General features: G+C 62.1%; 19 protein-coding genes. 6 read left to right on the top strand and 13 right to left on the bottom strand.

The window, feature by feature from the left end; all coding sequences use genetic code 11:
* Positions 1–69 precede the first annotated feature (69 nt).
* Positions 70–753, top strand: coding sequence for an SDR family oxidoreductase (locus G8767_RS09485; protein WP_166809970.1), 684 nt, complete (start codon positions 70–72; stop codon positions 751–753).
* A gap of 25 nt (positions 754–778) precedes the next feature.
* On the opposite strand, the gene G8767_RS09490 is transcribed toward G8767_RS09485, so the two are convergent.
* Together G8767_RS09490 and G8767_RS09495 are read right to left on the bottom strand one after the other, a co-directional pair.
* Positions 779–1183: a DUF4259 domain-containing protein gene (locus G8767_RS09490; RefSeq protein WP_166809971.1), complete on the bottom strand. Its 405-nt coding sequence runs from the start codon at positions 1181–1183 to the stop codon at positions 779–781.
* Positions 1184–1291: 108 nt separating this feature from the next.
* Positions 1292–2377 carry a PQQ-dependent sugar dehydrogenase gene (locus G8767_RS09495; RefSeq protein ID WP_166809972.1) on the bottom strand — a complete coding sequence of 362 codons (1086 nt, stop codon included), beginning with the start codon at positions 2375–2377 and terminating at the stop codon, positions 1292–1294.
* A gap of 500 nt (positions 2378–2877) precedes the next feature.
* Between G8767_RS09495 and G8767_RS09500 the strand changes: the two genes are divergently transcribed.
* Positions 2878–4713, top strand: coding sequence for an acyl-CoA dehydrogenase (locus tag G8767_RS09500; protein ID WP_166809973.1), 1836 nt, complete (start codon positions 2878–2880; stop codon positions 4711–4713).
* Between the two features lie 20 nt (positions 4714–4733).
* Positions 4734–5219, top strand: a complete 486-nt coding sequence (locus G8767_RS09505; RefSeq protein ID WP_166809974.1) for a hypothetical protein — start codon at positions 4734–4736, stop codon at positions 5217–5219.
* 18 nt (positions 5220–5237) lie between these two features.
* Here the strand turns inward: G8767_RS09505 and G8767_RS09510 are convergent, their stop codons facing one another.
* The 3 genes from G8767_RS09510 to G8767_RS09520 are packed head-to-tail and all read right to left on the bottom strand — an operon-like array spanning position 5238 to position 8215.
* A complete protein-coding gene (locus G8767_RS09510) occupies positions 5238–5933 on the bottom strand; it encodes a hypothetical protein (protein ID WP_166809975.1) in 696 nt (231 codons plus the stop codon).
* Positions 5930–6958 (bottom strand): nitronate monooxygenase, encoded by a 1029-nt coding sequence (locus tag G8767_RS09515; protein ID WP_166809976.1) that lies wholly within the window; start codon positions 6956–6958, stop codon positions 5930–5932. The genes G8767_RS09510 and G8767_RS09515 overlap by 4 nt, the downstream gene beginning before the upstream one ends.
* A gap of 45 nt (positions 6959–7003) precedes the next feature.
* Entirely contained in the window at positions 7004–8215 is a 1212-nt protein-coding gene (locus G8767_RS09520; protein WP_166809977.1) for a YbfB/YjiJ family MFS transporter, read from the bottom strand.
* A gap of 110 nt (positions 8216–8325) precedes the next feature.
* Between G8767_RS09520 and G8767_RS09525 the strand changes: the two genes are divergently transcribed.
* Both G8767_RS09525 and G8767_RS09530 read left to right on the top strand, forming a co-directional pair.
* Complete coding sequence (locus G8767_RS09525; RefSeq protein WP_166809978.1) at positions 8326–9243, top strand: LysR family transcriptional regulator; 918 nt, start codon at positions 8326–8328, stop codon at positions 9241–9243.
* The gene (locus G8767_RS09530) at positions 9243–9932 is read left to right on the top strand and encodes a hypothetical protein (RefSeq protein ID WP_166809979.1); all 690 of its coding nucleotides are present in this window, start codon (positions 9243–9245) and stop codon (positions 9930–9932) included. Before G8767_RS09525 ends, G8767_RS09530 begins: the two co-directional genes overlap by 1 nt.
* 39 nt (positions 9933–9971) lie before the next feature.
* Here the strand turns inward: G8767_RS09530 and G8767_RS09535 are convergent, their stop codons facing one another.
* Entirely contained in the window at positions 9972–10442 is a 471-nt protein-coding gene (locus G8767_RS09535) for a hypothetical protein (RefSeq protein WP_095971782.1), read from the bottom strand.
* 115 nt (positions 10443–10557) lie between these two features.
* A complete protein-coding gene (locus G8767_RS09540) occupies positions 10558–11184 on the bottom strand; it encodes a class I SAM-dependent methyltransferase (RefSeq protein ID WP_206029132.1) in 627 nt (208 codons plus the stop codon).
* A gap of 103 nt (positions 11185–11287) precedes the next feature.
* Between G8767_RS09540 and G8767_RS09545 the strand changes: the two genes are divergently transcribed.
* Positions 11288–11536 carry a DUF3253 domain-containing protein gene (locus G8767_RS09545; RefSeq protein WP_172436627.1) on the top strand — a complete coding sequence of 83 codons (249 nt, stop codon included), beginning with the start codon at positions 11288–11290 and terminating at the stop codon, positions 11534–11536.
* A 43-nt stretch (positions 11537–11579) separates the two neighbouring features.
* Here the strand turns inward: G8767_RS09545 and G8767_RS09550 are convergent, their stop codons facing one another.
* The 6 genes from G8767_RS09550 to G8767_RS09575 all read right to left on the bottom strand — a co-directional run bounded on the left by G8767_RS09550 (position 11580) and on the right by G8767_RS09575 (position 17932).
* A complete protein-coding gene (locus tag G8767_RS09550; protein ID WP_166810090.1) occupies positions 11580–12446 on the bottom strand; it encodes an NmrA family NAD(P)-binding protein in 867 nt (288 codons plus the stop codon).
* A 55-nt stretch (positions 12447–12501) separates the two neighbouring features.
* Positions 12502–12885 (bottom strand): hypothetical protein, encoded by a 384-nt coding sequence (locus G8767_RS09555; protein WP_240952067.1) that lies wholly within the window; start codon positions 12883–12885, stop codon positions 12502–12504.
* 238 nt (positions 12886–13123) lie between these two features.
* Positions 13124–13642, bottom strand: a complete 519-nt coding sequence (locus G8767_RS09560; protein WP_166809981.1) for a MarR family transcriptional regulator — start codon at positions 13640–13642, stop codon at positions 13124–13126.
* A 20-nt stretch (positions 13643–13662) separates the two neighbouring features.
* Positions 13663–15162, bottom strand: coding sequence for an amidase (locus G8767_RS09565; RefSeq protein WP_166809982.1), 1500 nt, complete (start codon positions 15160–15162; stop codon positions 13663–13665).
* Between the two features lie 57 nt (positions 15163–15219).
* On the bottom strand, positions 15220–16728 hold the full coding sequence (locus G8767_RS09570) for a carboxyl transferase domain-containing protein (protein ID WP_166809983.1): 1509 nt from the start codon (positions 16726–16728) through the stop codon (positions 15220–15222).
* Entirely contained in the window at positions 16679–17932 is a 1254-nt protein-coding gene (locus tag G8767_RS09575) for a CoA transferase (protein WP_166809984.1), read from the bottom strand. The genes G8767_RS09570 and G8767_RS09575 overlap by 50 nt, the downstream gene beginning before the upstream one ends.
* Positions 17933–17973: the final 41 nt, after the last annotated feature.

Raw genomic sequence — 17973 nt, forward strand, 5'->3', positions numbered from 1 at the left:
CGATCTTAGATTACATTCATAATCTAAATGTCGGAGCAGCCGACGCTAGCCGCAGCACTGGGAGAAATCATGGACCTGAACAACACCGTTGCCGTTGTGACCGGAGCCAATCGTGGACTCGGACGGCATTTGGCCGCGGGACTCGTCGAGCGCGGCGCGAAGGTGTACGCAGCCGCCCGCAATCCGGAAACTGTCGACCTGCCCGGCGTGATTCCCCTGAAATTGGACGTGACGGACGCCGAATCGATCACGGATGCGGCCCGAATCGCATCGGATGCGACCTTGCTGGTCAACAACGCCGGTATATCCACCTCCGCGGCCTTGATCAGCGGCGACATCGATGACGTTCGACGCGAGATGGACGTCAATTTCTACGGCCCACTCGCCGTGACCCGAGCGTTTGCTCCCGTCATCGAAAACAACGGAGGCGGAACAGTACTCAATGTTCTCTCAGTGCTGTCCTGGTTCCATCCTGCCGCACTCGGGTCTTACGCGTCATCGAAGGCAGCGGCATGGGCGATGAGCGACGCCGTTCGAGAAGAACTGGCGCCGCGCGGAATCTCCGTGTCGGCACTCCATGTCGCGTACATGGACACCGACATGGCCGCGGGCGTACCCGCCGAACAGAAGATCGATCCTGCTGATGTCGCGGCGCAAGCACTGGACGGCGTCGAAAGCGGGCTCGCCGAAATTCTCGCCGACGACACCACCCGGTACGTCAAGCAGAGCCTGTCGTCGTCGAACTCCGAGTGACCGAGAGACTGTCGACGGGCGACACTCATCCCACCGATTTGAGACTGGCCAATCTGCTCAGAATCGGTGCCCGCCAAGCCTCGAGATCTTCGGGACCGTTCTCTTCCCACAACTCGTGCAACTCCGACGTGTCGCTGTCGGAGACTGCGCGCTCGAGAGCGTTGAGGATCCAGGTTTTCTGCTCCGGGCTCAAGGTTCCGGCGTACCCGGCGGCGTCAATCTCGTCCAGCTGCACGGGCTTCGGCGCAACCCCCTGCGCAACCGCAAGAATCTCGGCGACAGCGATGGCTGTTTGAGCATCATCGGCATCGAGGTAGCCGTCGTCGGGGTGGCGAGCGTAATCGTCGATGTCGTAGTCACCCGCCTGTATCGCGCTGAGCAGGTCGCCCGCTACGTCGTTGTCGAAAGGTCCTGAACCCCAAGTCCCCATGCTGTCTCTCCGATCCGTGCCCGCGTCATCTGTCGTAGCGATAGTAGTGAATCACCGGCCTCGGCCAGGCTCGTCCGGCTGAAAGTGCTGCGTTCGCCGTATATCGACTCAGCGCAACGGGACGCGAATGATGCGGTCGTCACCGGGGTTCGGGTCGCCACGACCGTCCGTGTTGTTCGTCAATATCCACAGCGACCCATCGGGAGCGAGGGCCACGTCTCGAAGGCGTCCGTATGTGTCGACGAAGAACTCGTCGGCCGTTGCGAGATCGGTCAGCGGCACAACCCGGAGCCGCTCGCCACGAAGATTGGCGATGTAGATCGTGCCGTCGTGGATGGCGATTCCGCTGGGGCTGGCATCATCCGGTGACCATTGTTGGAGCGGGTCGATGAACCCGTCCTCGCCGGCAATGCCTTCGACCTCGGGCCACCCGTAGTTTCCGCCTGCTTCGATTTCATTGAGCTCGTCCCAGGTATCCTGCCCGAACTCGCTGGCGTACATCGTGCCGTCCTCGGCCCAGGCAATGCCCTGCGAGTTGCGGTGGCCATAGCTGTAGACGCGCGAGCCGGCAAACGGATTATCTTGCGGTACACCGCCATCCGGAGTCATTCGAAGGATTTTCCCGGACATCGAGTCGAGGTCCTGAGCCCTGTCTCGACTACCGGCATCACCGACGGTGGCGTACAGCATCCCATCCGGACCGAAGGCGATGCGACCTCCGTTGTGGTAGTTGGCCGAAGCGAGTCCGTCGAGAATCGTCTCGGCCTGCCCGAGACCAAGCGCTCCGGGATCGCCGGTGATGTCGAAGCGCTCGATCCGGTTTTCCCCGTTCGCGGTGAGGTACACGTACAGACGATTTTCATGTACTGCGATTCCCAGGAGACCGCCCTCGCCCCTAGGGCTGACACCGTCGACGACTCCCGTCTCGCGGGTGATTCCGCTACCGTCGACTTCGAGGATTCGCGCGCTGTCGCGCTCGCTCACAAGTGGCGTCCGGCCGTGGAAAGCGATCGACCAGGGCGCGTCCAAGCCGTCGGCGACGGTCTCGGGTTCGCCGAAGGCCACGGCAGGCGCCGATCGTGTTGTCGTACTCGCCCGCGGATCGGGCCCTTCAGGATCCTCGCTACCGCAGGCCGTCAGAAAGGCCGAAACGAGCACGGCGGCGCCAAGCCCTCGGATCTGTCGTCGTGTCATGGGCGCGCCTCCCCGGTTCAGACGGTATTTAGCCCGACGGTAGCGCGAATTGGCCCCGAGAACGGGGCGATACTCTCTCTCTGGGCGGTCGCGGATCCCCGACAACATCCGGTTGACGTTGGCGTTCGACGCCGCCGCAACTGATCAAGGAACCCCTCGGCTACCAACGACACATGCTTCTGGTCTATCGAAGTCCATACTCACTGATCAGGGCGAATGCGTACGTTCCCGAAGTTGGGATGGGCTTCACTTGCTGCATAGCTGCTTTGAACAAGGTGGTCGTTACATGAGCACTTCTCGACCGACATGAGCATTCGTTCGGGAAATATTGTACGAGTGAATGTTTCAAAGCAATCTACGGCTGCGCTACTTCGCAGCAAAGTCATTCGTCGCTACCTACGGTTGCGTACTGAATTCCTTGTGGGGCAGGCTTTCTGTGTACCGCTGACGAGCCGTATTGCTGACGAACAGTATCGCTGACGAACCAAGGTCGGAGAACAATGGGTCACTACAAAAGCAACGTCCGTGATATCGAGTTCAATCTGTTCGAGGTACTCGGGATCGGCGAACTGTTGGATGCCGGTGCTTACGGGGATCTCGACACCGACACTGTGCGCAACATTCTTGCCGAGGTAGCGAGGCTGGCGGAGGGCCCGGTCGCCGCGTCCTTCGCCGACGCAGATCGGAACCCTGTCGAATTCGACGCACCCAATCACGCGGTCGTGGTCCCGGAACCGCTACGCAAGACCGTCGAGGCGGTGAACGAGGCCGGTTGGTCTCGGCTCGGTTTACCAGAAGGCATGGGCGGTGTTCCCGCTCCGGCGCCGCTGGTCTGGGCGATCGGCGAAATGTTGGTCGCGGCAAACGGATCGGCGAGCTTCTTCAACATGGGCCCGCTGATGGCAAGCGTGCTCTACTCCATCGGAAACGAACAGCAGAAACATTGGGCCAAAGAGGGATTCGAGCGCGACTGGGCCGGAACCATGGTGCTGACGGAACCCGACGCCGGATCCGATGTGGGCGCAGGCCGAACAAAGGCGATCGAGCAGGGCGACGGTACGTGGCACATCGAGGGTGTCAAGCGGTTCATCTCCGGCGGCGACGTCGGAGACACTGCCGAGAACCTCTTCCACTTGGTGCTTGCACGACCCGAAGGAGCAGGCCCCGGAACCAAAGGGCTGAGCCTGTTCTACGTTCCGAAGTTCCACTTCGACTCGGAGACACTCGAACTGGGCGAACGCAACGGCGTATACGTCACCGGCGTCGAACACAAGATGGGCCTCAAGTCATCCCCGACCTGCGAACTCACATTCGGGGCCACGGACGTTCCCGCGGTCGGCTGGCTCGTGGGTGACGTGCACAACGGTATCGCCCAGATGTTCCAGGTCATCGAGAATGCACGGATGATGGTGGGTACCAAGGCAACAGGAACACTGTCCACCGGCTATCTCAATGCTCTGGAGTACGCAAAAGAACGAATTCAAGGTGCGGACCTCACCGAACTGACAAACAAGACCGCACCCCGAGTCGCGATCACGCACCACCCCGACGTCCGACGCAGTCTGGCGATGCAGAAGGCCTACGCCGAAGGCCTCAGAGCGGTCTACCTCTACACCGCTGCCCATCAGAATGCCGATGTCGCCGAATTGGTTTCCGGTGCAGACGCCGAATTGGCCGCGCGGGTCAACGACCTACTGCTGCCGATCGTCAAGGGCGTCGGCTCCGAGAAGGCCTACGAACTGCTCACCGAGAGCCTGCAGACCCTGGGCGGCTCGGGCTATCTCCAGGACTACCCCATCGAGCAGTACATCCGCGACGCCAAGATCGACACCCTGTACGAGGGCACCACGGCAATCCAGGCGCAGGACTTCTTCTTTCGAAAGATTGCCCGCGACCGCGGTGTTGCACTCGCTCACGTAGCCGGTCGCATACGAGAGTTCATCGACAGTGAGGCCGGGAACGGTCGTCTCAAGGCCGAACGAGTCCTACTCGAGACCGCGTTGACCGACGTGCAGGAGATGGCCGGGACGCTCACGGGCTACCTGATGGCTTCCCAAGACCAGCCTTCCGAGTTGTACAAGATAGGCCTCGGCTCGGTGCGCTTTCTGTACGCGGTAGGTGACCTGCTCATCGGATGGCGACTGCTGGTGCAAGCCGAAGTCGCGTTGGCAGCCTTGGATCGTAATGCGTCGGCAAAGGACCGGTCGTTCTATCGGGGCAAGGTGGTCGTCGCGTCGTACTTCGCGAAGAACATCCTGCCCGTCCTGGCGTCGACCAAAGAAATCCTGGGTTCCCTGGACAACGAGATCATGGAACTCGAGGAAGAGGCGTTCTGACAACATGCCACAGTGAAGGCATGTATATGCCCGACTTCGACTACGTGAAGGTATGGAGCTTTCCGATCATGGGGCCGGATGCACCAGACGACGCCCCTACCAACGTCGTCGAGGCGTGCCAGGCCGTCGGCAGGGATCTGCAATGCCGATGGCACGGCCCTGATACGTACATGCAGAACTGCGTGTGGACGGTGTCGATGCTCGATGACGGTCAGTGCCACCTCGCGCTCGACGCTGGACCGCGGCCGAAGCACAAGAGTGCAGGAACCAGTTCCCTGATCGGCATCAGGTGCGTCGAGCCGCACGTCGAACAGTCTGCACAGGAACTGAGGGCCTTGATCGCCGGAGAAGTCCAGGATGAGCTGGCCGGCGGATTTCCGTTTGTGCACTGGCCCATTGAGAAGAACGGATTTCTGATGCCGTCATTGCGGGACGGACGTGCGGTATGGGTGGTTCGTAGCTCGAATCGCATTGTCTCCGAGATCGGCGAACTCTGCCCGAGATGAAGATGCTTGCTGCGTGATTCAACCGTGGTCGGGGACCGGCGACGGAATCTTGTTGGAACGGTATGAGTCTCCGCGACGGGTCGGCCGCCAGAGACGCCAGTGTTTCGCTGACAGCCGGAACGGGAGATGGTCTTGTAGGTGACGAGCGCCGGACGACAACCGTTCGTCTGCAGGCAGATTGAGCCACAGGGACAGTGAGGATGCCGCGTTGCCGAGGGTTGCGCGTATTCCAGATTCGCCCAGAGTCCGGCCGTATCCATCTACGGCAAAACCGCCGAACATGTCCGGGGTGATGTCGGGATACGGCGCGCGGGTGTCCGGGTCGATCAGGCGCACGGGCGCGCTGTACGTCAGTGCCGCCAAAGAATGTCCGTAGGTTGTGACCGCATCGGACCGGACAAGCACACCGAGCGCGTCGTCGACGAAACCAGGTGGGACGTTCCATTCGGTATGGGTTTGCGCTTTGAGTCGTGGCCCACCGAAGATCCCGGTGGCAAGCTCGAACAACTGCTCGGTCGGCGCGGGCGGCCCACCCTTGTGAATCTCGAACGTCCAGGACGGCAACCGGACTGGTTCGACACAGGCCTCCAGGAATGTGTGCAGGCGTTGAAATGCCACGTCTGGACGCTTGGCTCGAAGCGAGTGTGCACCACCGGGCAACCCGTCGTACGTCACTACCTCCGGCACTGTGATGTCGGGTGTCCGCACCATCACAGATTGATCAATCGCGTAAGCACGACCTCTGCCGGTTCGGCAGTGGCGTGACGGTACCCGGTGCCGGCCCACAGGTGCATGTGCTCGGGGTCTCCCTGTGCAACAGCGGCTTTGCGCATCGGGTTGGTCAGATGATGGATGGCCGGGTATCCGACGGGCGCCTGTGAATCGTAGCGGTCGATGAACTCGTTCCGAAGTGCCCGTGCGGGACGTCCCGTGAAAGCTCTTGTGACGACGGTCTTTCCACGCGAGGCGTCGGCCAGGGCCGACTTGTGTGGAGCCGAGGCACCACTTTCCTCGGTGCGCAGCAATACAGTACCGACTACTGCGGCCTCCGCTCCGGCATGCAAAGCCGCTGCGACGTCGGCGGACGTTGCGAGTCCACCTGCCGCCAACAGTGGAACCGACGTGCGGTGACGGATCCGAGCGATCAGTTCGGTGATCGGTGTTTCTGCCGGAACCTGCAGGGGAGTAATGGTTCCGGAGTGACCACCGGCAGCCGCAGATTGCACGACGAGCAGATCAGCACCGGCGTCGACGGCAAGAAGTGCCTCTGCCTCCGAGGTCACGGTGAACACGACAGTCGAACCGGCCGCGCGCAGTGCCTTGACGACGCCGGGGGCGGGAAAGCCGAAAGTGAAACTGACCACCGGAACCGGGTTTGCCAGGAGGAGATCGATCTTGTCCTCGAAATAGTCGTCGTCCTCGACCGGTTCCCCGACGGGAAGTGTGACGCCGTAACGATCTGCCTCTACCTGAATCGCCTCGGCATAGGTTCGGAAGGCGGCGGCGTCGACAGGTACCGGGTTGGGCGCAAAAACATTGACACCGAACGAGACTCCCTCGGTACGCATGGTGTCCATCTGGTCGGAGAGAGCCTGTGGCGTCTTGTATCCGGCGGCAAGGAAGCCGAGGCCGCCGGCGCGCGCGGCGGCCACGACAAGAGCCGGAGTCGAGGCTCCACCGGCCATAGGGGCCGCGATGACAGGGACTCTCAGGTCGAGATCGGTTGTGAGTGCACTCATTCGAACATCTCCAGTCCTACGCCGGACAGTGCTCCGGCGGTTTCGTCATCTGACATCAAAAACTACCTTCTCATTCGAGGTGGCCGTCCGAGGGCCCGCATCGAGATCGGAAGGGAATCGGTATCGCAAGGCTGCGGCAGCCACTGCCGCGGCAAAGACGACGGCACTTCCGAGCAGCAGAGCGTCGCGGTACCCGTCTCGTAGCAGCGGAGTGACAACGAGCGGACCAAGAATCTGACCGACGCTGTACCCAGCAGTCAGCAACGCCACTGCGCGAGGGAACTGCAGGTGCGCGCCGATGGCCAACACGATCGACCCGACACCGAGGAAGGTCACTCCGAACAGGAAAGCGGAGATCAACGCAGGGCCGACGCCGCCGATCACAGCAGGAAGCGCTATGCCCACCGCCTGAATCAACAGTGCAGCCAGCAGCAGAGTCGGCCGCGACCAACGCAGGCTGAGCCAAGCCCACAAGGCGCATGACGGAAATGCAGCCAACCCGACCACTATCCAAGCACCACTGCCCACCCATTCGGGTGCGGCGAGATCGATTGCGGCAACAAGGAACGTGCCCGCGATGATGTAGCCGACGCCTTCCAGGAAATAGCTGATGAACAAGGGCGTGAACCACCGGCGTGTGCGTTGGGAACCGATAGTTGCGGGTGCATCCGGTGTGATGATCGGACGTGGTTCCGGTGTCAGTCTCCAGGCTACGACCGCGCACACCGCTGCGAGGGTCGCAGATGCCAGCCAGGCTGTACTCCAGGTACCGATGAAGCGGATGACGAACACGAGGACACCGGACAAGGCGATACCCAGCCCGACTCCGCCGAACCCCCACCCGGCCAGGAAGTGGGACGTTCCCCGAAGGTGTGCGTGCAAAGCGCTGACGGCGATCATGAAGACGAGTGCGCTGGCGACGCCTGCGACGAGCCTGAGGACAAACCACATCGATCCGTCGTGTGTGGTGGGCATGAGCACCAACGTCGCGATGAGAACCACCAACGACGTACGCATCACCGCTGCCGAACGCACCACCCCGGGAATGAAGATTCCCGCGAGCGCACCGATGAGGTACCCGACGTAGTTGGCCGTGGCCAGGGTGGCGCCGAGCGAGGCGGACATACCAGCCTGAGAGTGCATCAGCGGCAGGATCGGTGTGTAGACGAACCGACCGATGCCCATGCTCGCGGCCAACGCAGCGCCGGCTTGGACTGCGTGCGTTCGCGGAGAAGCCGCGCTCTGGGCTGAGGTCATGGACTTATCCTGTGCCTCGTTCGTGCCGGACCGCCACGACCGCTTTGCTCCTGACTGATAGGCGCAACCTCCCACCGCACGTAGCATCCGGGCACGTAGCATCTGGGATTGTGGAGCTGCGTCAGCTGAGATACTTCGAGGTCGTCGCCGAGGAACTGCACTTCGGCCGAGCCGCGGCACGGCTACTGATAGCCGGGCCCTCGTTGTCGCAGCAGATCAAGGCACTCGAACGCGACCTCGGCGTCAAGCTGTTCGTCCGCGACCGCCGCTCCGTCGCCCTGACCCCGGCCGGCGCTGCGCTGCTCCCCGACGTCCGCGCACTGCTCGAGCGAGCCGAGAATCTACGCCGTCGCGCGGAACGTTTGTCCGGAGCTGAGCCCGTCCGGATCGGCTACGTCAACTGGCTTCCCACGGATCTCGTCGCGCGCACCTCAGGGGTTGCGCAACTGCACGTCGACCCGTGGGTGGTGCCCTCGCACGCGCAGGCCACGCGGGTGGCAGACGGTAGCCTCGACCTTGCTATCGCCTGGGTGCGGAAAACCGATGTAACCCAACATGGTTTGAAGGCCCGCCTGCTCGGCGCGGATCGGATTCACGCGGTCTCCTCCGGTGCGGACACCACGCCGGTGCAGGCGCGAGACGTCGTCCTACTGGTCGACGATGACACGACCTCCTGGTGGTCGTGGAATGTATTTGCCGAAGAATTCGCCCGCGATACCGGCGCGCAGATCCTGCGCATCAACGATGGCGGGATCACCGGCCCCGCATTCTTCGATCACGTCCGAGCTATCGGCCGCCCCGTGGTCAACTCACCCAAGGGTCAGACCACAACGCTGCCAACCGATCTCACCGCACGTTCAATGGTCGACCCGGCAGCAGTCTGGACGTGGTCGCTCCTGTGCCGCGAGAACGAAACGCGCTCTGCTGTTCTCGCCGCCGTCGACGCTCTCGCTCGGGACGTCACTGATCTCGGTATCCAAGAAGACGGAATATGGCTACCCAAGGACGATCCCTACCGGAGGAATTGATGGCACGACGTGCAATTCGTGTGTTCTGGGGACGGCGGCCCGAATCGGTTCAGGCCGTGTCGATCCGGTGGCGGCGAACCCTGGAACAAGTCGAGTTCCTGTTGCCGGAGGCAGTCGGTGGGTCGTGGCAACAGGTCCACTCATCCGGACCTGCCACCACCCTGACCGTCGAACAATTGACCCAGGTACTCGACAATGCACGGACTGCCGAGAATTGGTCGGATCGTCTGGGAATCGGATTGAGACTCACATCCGGCGGTGGCCCAGAATGGGAACTCGAACTCTCCGGGCTGGCGGGCGGCGAACCGGAAATCGTCCTTCAGTCGATGGTTCTCGCTGTCAGCGCGCCAGCTGCCGCCGAAGTTCCTGAGACAGAACTACTTCGGATGCTCGCCGTTGTGTGGGAACCGGACTTCGGAGACGTCACCGACGACAACATCCTCGACGCTCTCGAAGACGAGTCCGACTATCGCGTCGGTGATCCCGTAGTGGGCCGAGTCGGTTTTCTCTCGGCAGCCAGGGCAGATGCGCTCCCTGCCGAGTTGGGAGTCACAACCTCCGCAGTGCCGGGCCGGGGCGTACTGCTTCAGATCGGATCCGTCGATACAGTCCTTCGGGCATACGAACGCCTCCGTGACGCCGGGGCGCTGGAACCGCTGCCCCGTCCATTGGATCGGGCAGTCTTCTGAAACCTTGCTGTCGACGATGACCGCGAATCGGTAAAGAACTCAGCCCTCTCCCGGCTGCCTCTTCGCGCCGCCGTTGCGAGCTTCGATGGCCTCGATGGACTTCGTGAACGACTTTCCCAACACCTGAGTGCCGAAGAGCCCGAGTACCGATGCCAGGAGCTTTCCCTTGATGTTCTTGCCGTCGCGGACCACGACGGCGTCGACATCGGTCAGGCCGGTGGGCTGCTGGGTCAGGGTGTAGGTGTGGCTCGAGGCGCCACCCCACAGATTGGAATCGGTGGTTGTCATCACGACGCGATGCGGGTCGGTCCAGTCGTAGTGCAGGCGTTCCCAGATGCCGCTCGAGCCCTCGGTTACATCAGCCTCGTGGGGGCCCTGTTGGTGCACTTTCAGGTAACTGTCCGCGCTGCGGCCGAAGATTTCCTCGCGGCCCGGCCCGAAGTCGGTCAGGCCGGCGAGGACCTGTTCGGGCGTCGCGGTGGTCGTCTGGTGAAGATGGATCGTGGTCATGGCGCCTTCCTTCAACTGTGGATGATCCGGTGCTGAAATACGGAGGAGTGACTCATCCAGCACACCACTCGGACGAAATGAATGAAAGAGGACAGTTCCGCTCTGCCTCGAACCGTTATTCGCCGCTGCGCCGACTGGCAGTGATTGCGCCGTGCGGCCGGTAGCCGCTCCCCGTCCGGGTATGGGTCTCGATCACGTCGAAACCAGCTGTGACCAGCACTTGGGAAAGTTCAGCCACCGGCCATCGATAACCGGTTGTCGCCGCGTGATCAAAAGCCTCGACGCTTGCGCCTTCGAAGAAGCCCACCAGCAACCCACCGCCTGGGCGGATCACACGCGCGAATTCAGCGAGCGCTGTCTCGATATCTTGCGGGTGGTGGTGAATGAGTGAGTACCAGGACAGCACGCCGCCCAGAGAATCCGCTTCGACGTCCAATGCCTCGAAGCCACCGACCTCGAAGGAAAGGTCTGGGTATTGATCGCGAGCGCGTTCGACGAACTCCGGCACCAGATCGATCCCACTCACGGCCAGCCCGCGCTGGGCCAGGAAGTCCGTCCACTGCCCCGGCCCACACCCGGCGTCGAGCACACGGCCGGTCAATGTGGCGGCCCAACTGGTCACCAGGGCCCGATCAGATGCGTGCGTCGAATCCATGTGGCCGAAGAGATCCGTGTACTCCTGGGATCGGGCTGAGTACGAATCTCGGACGGTGTCTCTTCGTAGTGCGCTCGCGTTCTCCATTCCGTCAATGATCGTCGATGCGAGCCGACCTGATTCGCAACTCGCCGTAGCAAAGCCTGCAGCGGTGTTGACTGCGAGCGGTCACGATCGGAAGCTGGCTCACATGGTGGAAGAAAAGGATCTGTCCGCGAAGATCCGCGAATTGCTCGGTGCGCGATCGCCCACGTCGAGCATCTGCCCCTCTGACGTGGCTCGCGCAGCGGCACCCGACAATTGGCGTCCGCTGATGGAACCCGTCCGAGAGGCTGCCCGCCACATGGTCGCCGACGGCGAAGTACAGATCACCCAGGGCGGCGAAGTCGTCGACCCGGAATCCGTACGAGGTCCGATCAGAATTCGGTGGGCTCGTTGATCAACCGCGTGACTTCTGGCGACACCGCTCTCGCAGCGTGAAATCAGCGGAAACGGTCCAGATGCTCACGCAAGAACGCATCCAGGCTTCGTGGCTCACGCCCCAGCACACGTGTCACCGTGTCGGTGGGTGACTCCGGGCGCGAGATGGCAAGCTCCTGGATCTCCAGAATGTGCTCAGCCAGCCACGGAGGCATGTGGGCATGATCGACGAGGTTTTGCCGCAGTTCGTGCGGTGGCAGGTCGATGTATCGGACGGGGCGACCGAGCATGCGGGTCAGAGAATCGGCGATGCCACCGTAGCCGACCGCCTCGCTGCCCGTCAGGACGTAGGTACCGCCGACGAGGTCGGCGCGCGTGAGTACTGCGGCCGCGACGTCGGCGATGTCTCGGCAGTCGATCCAATTGCACGGCGCGTCTCGCATAGAGCCCAGAATGACCCCCTGCGCAGCCACCCCCGGGGCGAGGAGCAACAAATTCTGCATGAACGCGTAAGGGCGGAGCAGGGTGTGACGGAGTCCGGATGCGCGCAGGTGTTCGCCGACGGCATGGTGGCCGCGGGAGAGAGCGATGGGGGAGTCGGCCGCGGCGGCAGGGTCGGAGATCTTGACGATGTGTTCGACGCCGCTCTCGGCGGCTATGTCGATCACACGCGTTTCGAGCTCGACCTGGTCGAGGCCGTTGGCCATGGCGAGGAAAAGCTGTTCGGCCCCTTTGAAAGCCGTACGTAGCGAAGTTGGGTCTGCGGCGTCGGCCGGCACTACTTCGACCACACCGTCGGCCAAGTCGCCCAGGTGAGCGCGCAGCCTGTCCGGGTCGCGGGACAGGGCTCTACTCGGCACACCCGAGGATGCGAGACTGCGTAGCAACGCGCCGCCTGTGGTTCCGGACGCTCCCATGATGACGATCATCGTGTTCCTTTCGGTCGTCCCCAGGAAACCGGGGATCTTTGACATGTGTTGTCGGTCAGGGATTCTGACGGCGCCATCGCCAACTCACGATGACGGCAGCGACAGCGGCAGATATCGGCAGGTCGATATGCAGGCGAGCAAGCCAAGCGGTGTCGACCACGCTCGTGTGATCTGGTAGCCAACTGGAGGCGAACCACCCGACGAGGCCTGCGATTACAGCGGCTCCGACGGCAAGAATTGCCGCCACCATGATGCGAGGCAGGGCCGTCGTCCACGGTCGTGACCTCCCGCGACGCTGCAGCCAGGAGCCGATCAGCAACGCCACCACAGCCGACGTGCCCGCGATGGACGTAAAGGCCGCCATCGTCAGGCCCGATTGGCCGGATGCGACTCCGCCAGCACCCGCCATCAATGCAGGGGCAAGGTAGGCGACCAGCACCTCTCTCCACAGGGTGAAAGGTCGTGCGGTGCGACGATCGGCAACCGGGACGCGTCGATTGGAATCTGTTATCTCCCTATTGTTTTCGTGACGGCTCGGTGGGGTGAGTCCGGACATGAAGGAGACCAACTTTCCGATTTTAATTAGGTGGCTAACTATTTGGGCATGAAAGGAGAAGCCTCTGTCGAGATTCAACGACGATTCGAATCGCTACGCGAATGCCTGGAATCCCAGCCGACTACTCCGCAGTCAGCGCACCGATACCGCGAACGACCCGCGAGAGCAGATCCAGAAAGACCGCACGCTCGTCGACGGTGAGCTCGCCGACCATCTCCTCGAGACGGGCAAAGTGCTCTGGCGCCATGTCACGCAAACGCTGAGCGCCACGAGCAGTCAGGACGACCACCGCACCACGCCCATCCTCGGCGGACGGACGCCGAGCAACCAAACCCTCCTGCTCGAGCCCATCGACCAGCCCGGTGACCGTGGCTCGCGAGACGCCGAGATCAGCGGCCAGCCGCGAGGGAGACTTCTCCCCGTCGTGATCTTCCAGATCCGCAAGCAGTCGATAACGGCCGGTCGACAGTCCATACCTCGCGAAGTGAACCTCGGTCGCTCGGCCGAGCCGCGCACCCGCCGAGATCAGCCGCACCGCAACCAGCACCGCCTGCGGATCGGACCCGAGGCCGTAATGCTCCAACTGCCTCCGCGCCTGACCCAACGTGGGTGAGTCGTGATCGGTTCCGTCCACTGCCATGCAACTAATATGGCACCTAACTACATTCTGGTCAACCCTCCATCAGAGCCAGTGTCAACGCTGTCGAAACCGTGCGCGAGTTGCAACAGGTCCAGATCGGCATGACTGCGAGCCAGAACCTGTATGCCCATTGGCAGCCCGTCAGAATTGAAGCCTGCAGGCAGGCTGATGGCCGGCACGCCCAAAAGTGTTGCGATTGTCGCGACCTCCATCCACCGGTGGTACGACGACATTGCCCTGTCGTTTATCGATGTGGGCCAGTCCATTTCGATGTCGAATGGGAACACCTGCACACTCGGTAGCACGATGAAGTCGTACGTATCGAAGAGAGTCAGAAACGCGTTGTACATCGCGGTTCGTTTCACCGAAGCCTCGTAGACGTCCAGCGCCCCGATGGGTGGACGCCCATCCGTTCCATCGACCAGGCCCTCCACCTCGTATCGAGCTTCGGGCTTGAGCGCCGCCCGCGTGACCGGGTTGCAGTAGAGGGGGTACAGCTGAGAGCCGGCGAGCCAGTGCCGGAACGTCAGCCACAGCGGCCAGAGATCCTCATTTCCGTTGAACCCGAGCGCTTTCGGAAGACAAGGTTGTGAATCCATCTCGATTCCGAGCGCTTCGAAGACCTGCAATGACGATTCACAGATCTCGAGCACTCCCGACTCCATGGGGAGATACCCGCCGAGGTCACCCATCCACACTGCCCGCGCGCCGGAAAAATCTCGCTCCAGCGTCGACGCCAGGCCTCCGTCCGAGTCGAGGGACAACGGAGTGCGCGGATCGTATCCCGACATCGTTTGTAACAACATCGAGAGATCTGTCGCGGTGCGTGCCATCGGTCCGGGAACCCCCGCCTGTTGCACGAACACATCCGGTCCCTTCGCCGGTACGCGGCCGAAGGATGGACGGAGTCCGAGAATGTTGTTCCAAGCGGCGGGATTTCGAAGCGATCCCATGAAATCACTGCCGTCCGCTACCGGGACCATGTGAAGAGCCACTGCGACGGCAGCACCACCGCTACTTCCACCCGCCGATCGGCTCGGGTCGTAGGCGTTGCCGGTTGCACCGAAGATCTCGTTGTAGGTGTGTGAGCCCAGCCCGAATTCCGGAACGTTGGTCTTGCCGACGAAGATCGCTCCCGCGTCCCGTATGCGAGCAACGTGAATCGAATCACTTTGCGCTGCAGGCATGTCGAATTCATCCCGAAAGAAGCCTCGAGTCGTCTTGAGACCTTTCACGTCTGCGGTGTCCTTCACCGCATGAGGGAACCCATGCATCCATCCCAAATCGTGACCGTCGGCCAGGAGTTTGTCCCGCCCCTGCGCCTCCTGCACCAATTCCTGCCGTGGGCGAAGGCTGACAATGGCGTTGACCGAAGGGTTCACCGACTCGATGTGGTCGAGATAGGCGTTCATCACCTCCTCGCATGACACTTGCCGATCATGGATTGCCACCGACAAATCGGATGCGTCAAGACGAACGATTTCGTTTCCAACGGGCGACGTGGGCTGTGAAGACGTCAAGTGATGCTCCTCGAGTCGGTGCTGATCAGTAGTCCAGTGAAATGGGGCGCGGCCGGTTTACATCGCTACCACCACAGGAGATTCCGCGATGTGACTGAAGTGCGTCAGGCGTCCGCTCAGGCGCTGTTCGGAAGTCTCTCTCAGTGCGGAGACCAGTGCGGCGCGTAATGTCCGGCCGACGCGTTCACAGAATTGGTCAGGTTCGTCGGCGGCATCGGGGTGCTCGGGTATCACCGCATGCACGATGCCGTCTGCCAGTAGATCCGTTGATCGAATGTTCTGCGCCGAGACCATCTCCGGCGCATGGACGATATCGCGGTAGATGATCGCACTTGCACCCTCCGGAGGTAGCGGGGACAGCCAACCGTGCTGAGCGGCGAGAATGCGGTCCGCCGGCAACAGCGCCAGTGCGCCCCCACCCGCACCCTGGCCGAGGAGCAGCGATACCGTCGGCGTCCTCAGCGCCAGGAGTTCTGCCAGGCACTTCGCGATCAGAGTCGAAAGTCCGTCCTCCTCTGCTTCTTTCGACAGATCAGCGCCGGGTGTGTCGATGACCGTCACGAGCGGCAGGTCCAGCTCTCGAGCAAGGTTGATTCCCCGGCGCGCCTGACGCAGTGATGCCGGGCCGAAGGACTGATGTCCGGTCTGGGCGTGGCGATCCTGCCCGAGCAGAACGCACGAGATGTCCCCGAAGCGAACCAATGAAAGAAGCAGAGCAGGGCTATGTTGACTTTGCCCGGCTCCATTCAGGAGCAACACGTCTGAGGCTGCATGGGCAAGTAGCTCACGAACGCCCGGCCGTCCGGAACGGCGGGAAGCAAGAACCGTTTCCCAGGAGGGTGTCGCGGGGCCACTGACATTCGAGAGCGCCAGTCCGCGCTCACCGAGTGTCGGGCGCGAGGTCAATACCCTGAGAAACACATCCAGTGTCTCCGCGAGCTTTTCAGGAGAGCGGATGGCATCCACCAGCCCGTGCGCTTCGAGGTTCTCGGCCGTTTGGACCCCCGGCGGGAACGGGATGCCGTACAGGGTTTCGTACACCCTGGGACCGAGGAACCCGATGAGCGCCCCGGACTCGGCGATCGTGACGTGACCGAGCGAACCCCAAGAAGCGAAAACTCCACCCATGGTGGGATTTCGGAGATACACCAGGTAGGGCAAGTGGGCTTCCTTGTGGGCGGTCACGGCGCCGGTGATCCTGACCATCTGAAGGAACGCCGTCGTTCCTTCCTGCATCCGTGTTCCACCGGAAACCGGCAGGGCGACAAGAGGTAGCGCTTCTCTCGTCGCCCGCTCGATGGCATCGACGAGGCGTCCGCCGGCTGCTACACCGATCGACCCCGCCAGAAATCCGAACTCACAGATCAGTACCGCGACTCGGCGCCCACGTACCGTTGCGGACCCGGTCATCACGGATTCGTCCAGCCCGGTCCGTTCACGCGCCGCTGCCAGTTCGTCTGCGTACGCGCCGTGAGCCACGCTCTGACATACACTCGAATCCCACGATGCCCAAGAGTCAGGATCGAACGTGAGATCGATCATTTCGTGTGCGGTCAGACGGTTCATTGCCTTGGTCTCCTAGCCATTTCAAGATTTCTGCGCCATCCGCGCCGAGCACCGGCGGCGGTCGATGTTCAGTGCGAGTAACCTCGGTGCCGTCAGTGTCGAAGAACCGCAACGGTGGTCCCGGAATGGTCAGCCTCCCGAGTGTTCGATGATCGACCTCGACGAGTAGCCCCTGCGAGCGGGTCTGTTCCCACTCGTACACCTCACGCAGGTTTCGGACTCTTCCCGCCGGAACGCCGGTGGCCTCCAGCTTCGCCAACAGTTCTTCGGTCCCGTAGGCCCCGAAGACCGCTTCGACCAATTCGTTGACCTTCTCACGGTTCTCGACCCGCTCCGGGTTTGTCGCCATGCCGTGTCTATCCGGTTCGATCCAGAATCCGTCGCAGAAGCGTTTCCACAGGCCTTCACTGCCGACTGCGATCTGTACGGCACCGTCTGCCGTCGGAAATAGTCCGTACGGACAGATCGACGGATGATGATTGCCCTGAGCCTCGCCGATCTCCCCTGCGACGGTCCATCTCGTCCCCTGAAAGGCGTGCACACCGACAACACTCGCCAGCAGTGAGGTTCGAACAACCTGTCCCCTGCCCGTCACCTCCCTCCCTCTGAGTGCTGCAAGAATTCCGAACGCTCCATGCACTCCGGCAAGGAGATCGGCGATAGGAACGCCGACACGTTGTAGGTCATCGGGTGACGAACCGGTCAGAGACATCAATCCGGCTTCGCCTTGGGCGATCTGGTCATACCCGGCGCGGCCGCCCTCAGGACCGTCATGGCCGAATCCGCTGATCGACAACACGACCAGTCCGGGATTGATCTCCGCCAACCTTTCCATCGGGAACCCCAAGCGGTCCATCACGCCGGTGCGAAAATTCTCGATCAGAACGTCGGCGCTTGCGATGATGGCTGTGAGAGTTCGACAACCGTTCTCGGACTTGAGATCCAAGGCGATTGATTCCTTGTTTCGGTTTGCCGACAGGAAGTACGTCGATTCACGTTCGCCCTGGGTGGGGTCGACGAAAGGTGGACCCCACCCACGCGTGTCGTCTCCGCCGTCAGGTGTTTCGACCTTGACGACGCGCGCTCCAAGATCCCCGAGCATCATGGCCGCATGCGGACCGGCCAGTGCCCTGCTCAGATCCACGACGACTGTACCCGCCAGTGGTCCTTCGTAATTCGGTGTCACTGCTGCTTCTGCAGGCACTGCCAAATCCTCTCGGGTGATGGGAGACCTGCTCCGTATCG

Origin of the sequence: Rhodococcus sp. IC4_135 (assembly GCF_011602025.1) — a bacterium.
GTDB lineage: Bacteria > Actinomycetota > Actinomycetes > Mycobacteriales > Mycobacteriaceae > Rhodococcus_F > Rhodococcus_F baikonurensis.

Bases quoted from the DNA above. Each gene is read 5' to 3' on its own strand.
- G8767_RS09485 (WP_166809970.1), top strand. From the start codon at position 70: ATGGACCTGAACAACACCGTTGCCGTTGTGACCGGAGCCAATCGTGGA.
- G8767_RS09490 (WP_166809971.1), bottom strand. From the start codon at position 1,183: ATGGGGACTTGGGGTTCAGGACCTTTCGACAACGACGTAGCGGGCGAC.
- G8767_RS09495 (WP_166809972.1), bottom strand. From the start codon at position 2,377: ATGACACGACGACAGATCCGAGGGCTTGGCGCCGCCGTGCTCGTTTCG.
- G8767_RS09500 (WP_166809973.1), top strand. From the start codon at position 2,878: ATGGGTCACTACAAAAGCAACGTCCGTGATATCGAGTTCAATCTGTTC.
- G8767_RS09505 (WP_166809974.1), top strand. From the start codon at position 4,734: ATGTATATGCCCGACTTCGACTACGTGAAGGTATGGAGCTTTCCGATC.
- G8767_RS09515 (WP_166809976.1), bottom strand. From the start codon at position 6,958: ATGAGTGCACTCACAACCGATCTCGACCTGAGAGTCCCTGTCATCGCG.
- G8767_RS09520 (WP_166809977.1), bottom strand. From the start codon at position 8,215: ATGACCTCAGCCCAGAGCGCGGCTTCTCCGCGAACGCACGCAGTCCAA.
- G8767_RS09530 (WP_166809979.1), top strand. From the start codon at position 9,243: ATGGCACGACGTGCAATTCGTGTGTTCTGGGGACGGCGGCCCGAATCG.
- G8767_RS09535 (WP_095971782.1), bottom strand. From the start codon at position 10,442: ATGACCACGATCCATCTTCACCAGACGACCACCGCGACGCCCGAACAG.
- G8767_RS09540 (WP_206029132.1), bottom strand. From the start codon at position 11,184: ATGGAGAACGCGAGCGCACTACGAAGAGACACCGTCCGAGATTCGTAC.
- G8767_RS09545 (WP_172436627.1), top strand. From the start codon at position 11,288: ATGGTGGAAGAAAAGGATCTGTCCGCGAAGATCCGCGAATTGCTCGGT.
- G8767_RS09550 (WP_166810090.1), bottom strand. From the start codon at position 12,446: ATGATCGTCATCATGGGAGCGTCCGGAACCACAGGCGGCGCGTTGCTA.
- G8767_RS09560 (WP_166809981.1), bottom strand. From the start codon at position 13,642: ATGGCAGTGGACGGAACCGATCACGACTCACCCACGTTGGGTCAGGCG.
- G8767_RS09570 (WP_166809983.1), bottom strand. From the start codon at position 16,728: ATGAACCGTCTGACCGCACACGAAATGATCGATCTCACGTTCGATCCT.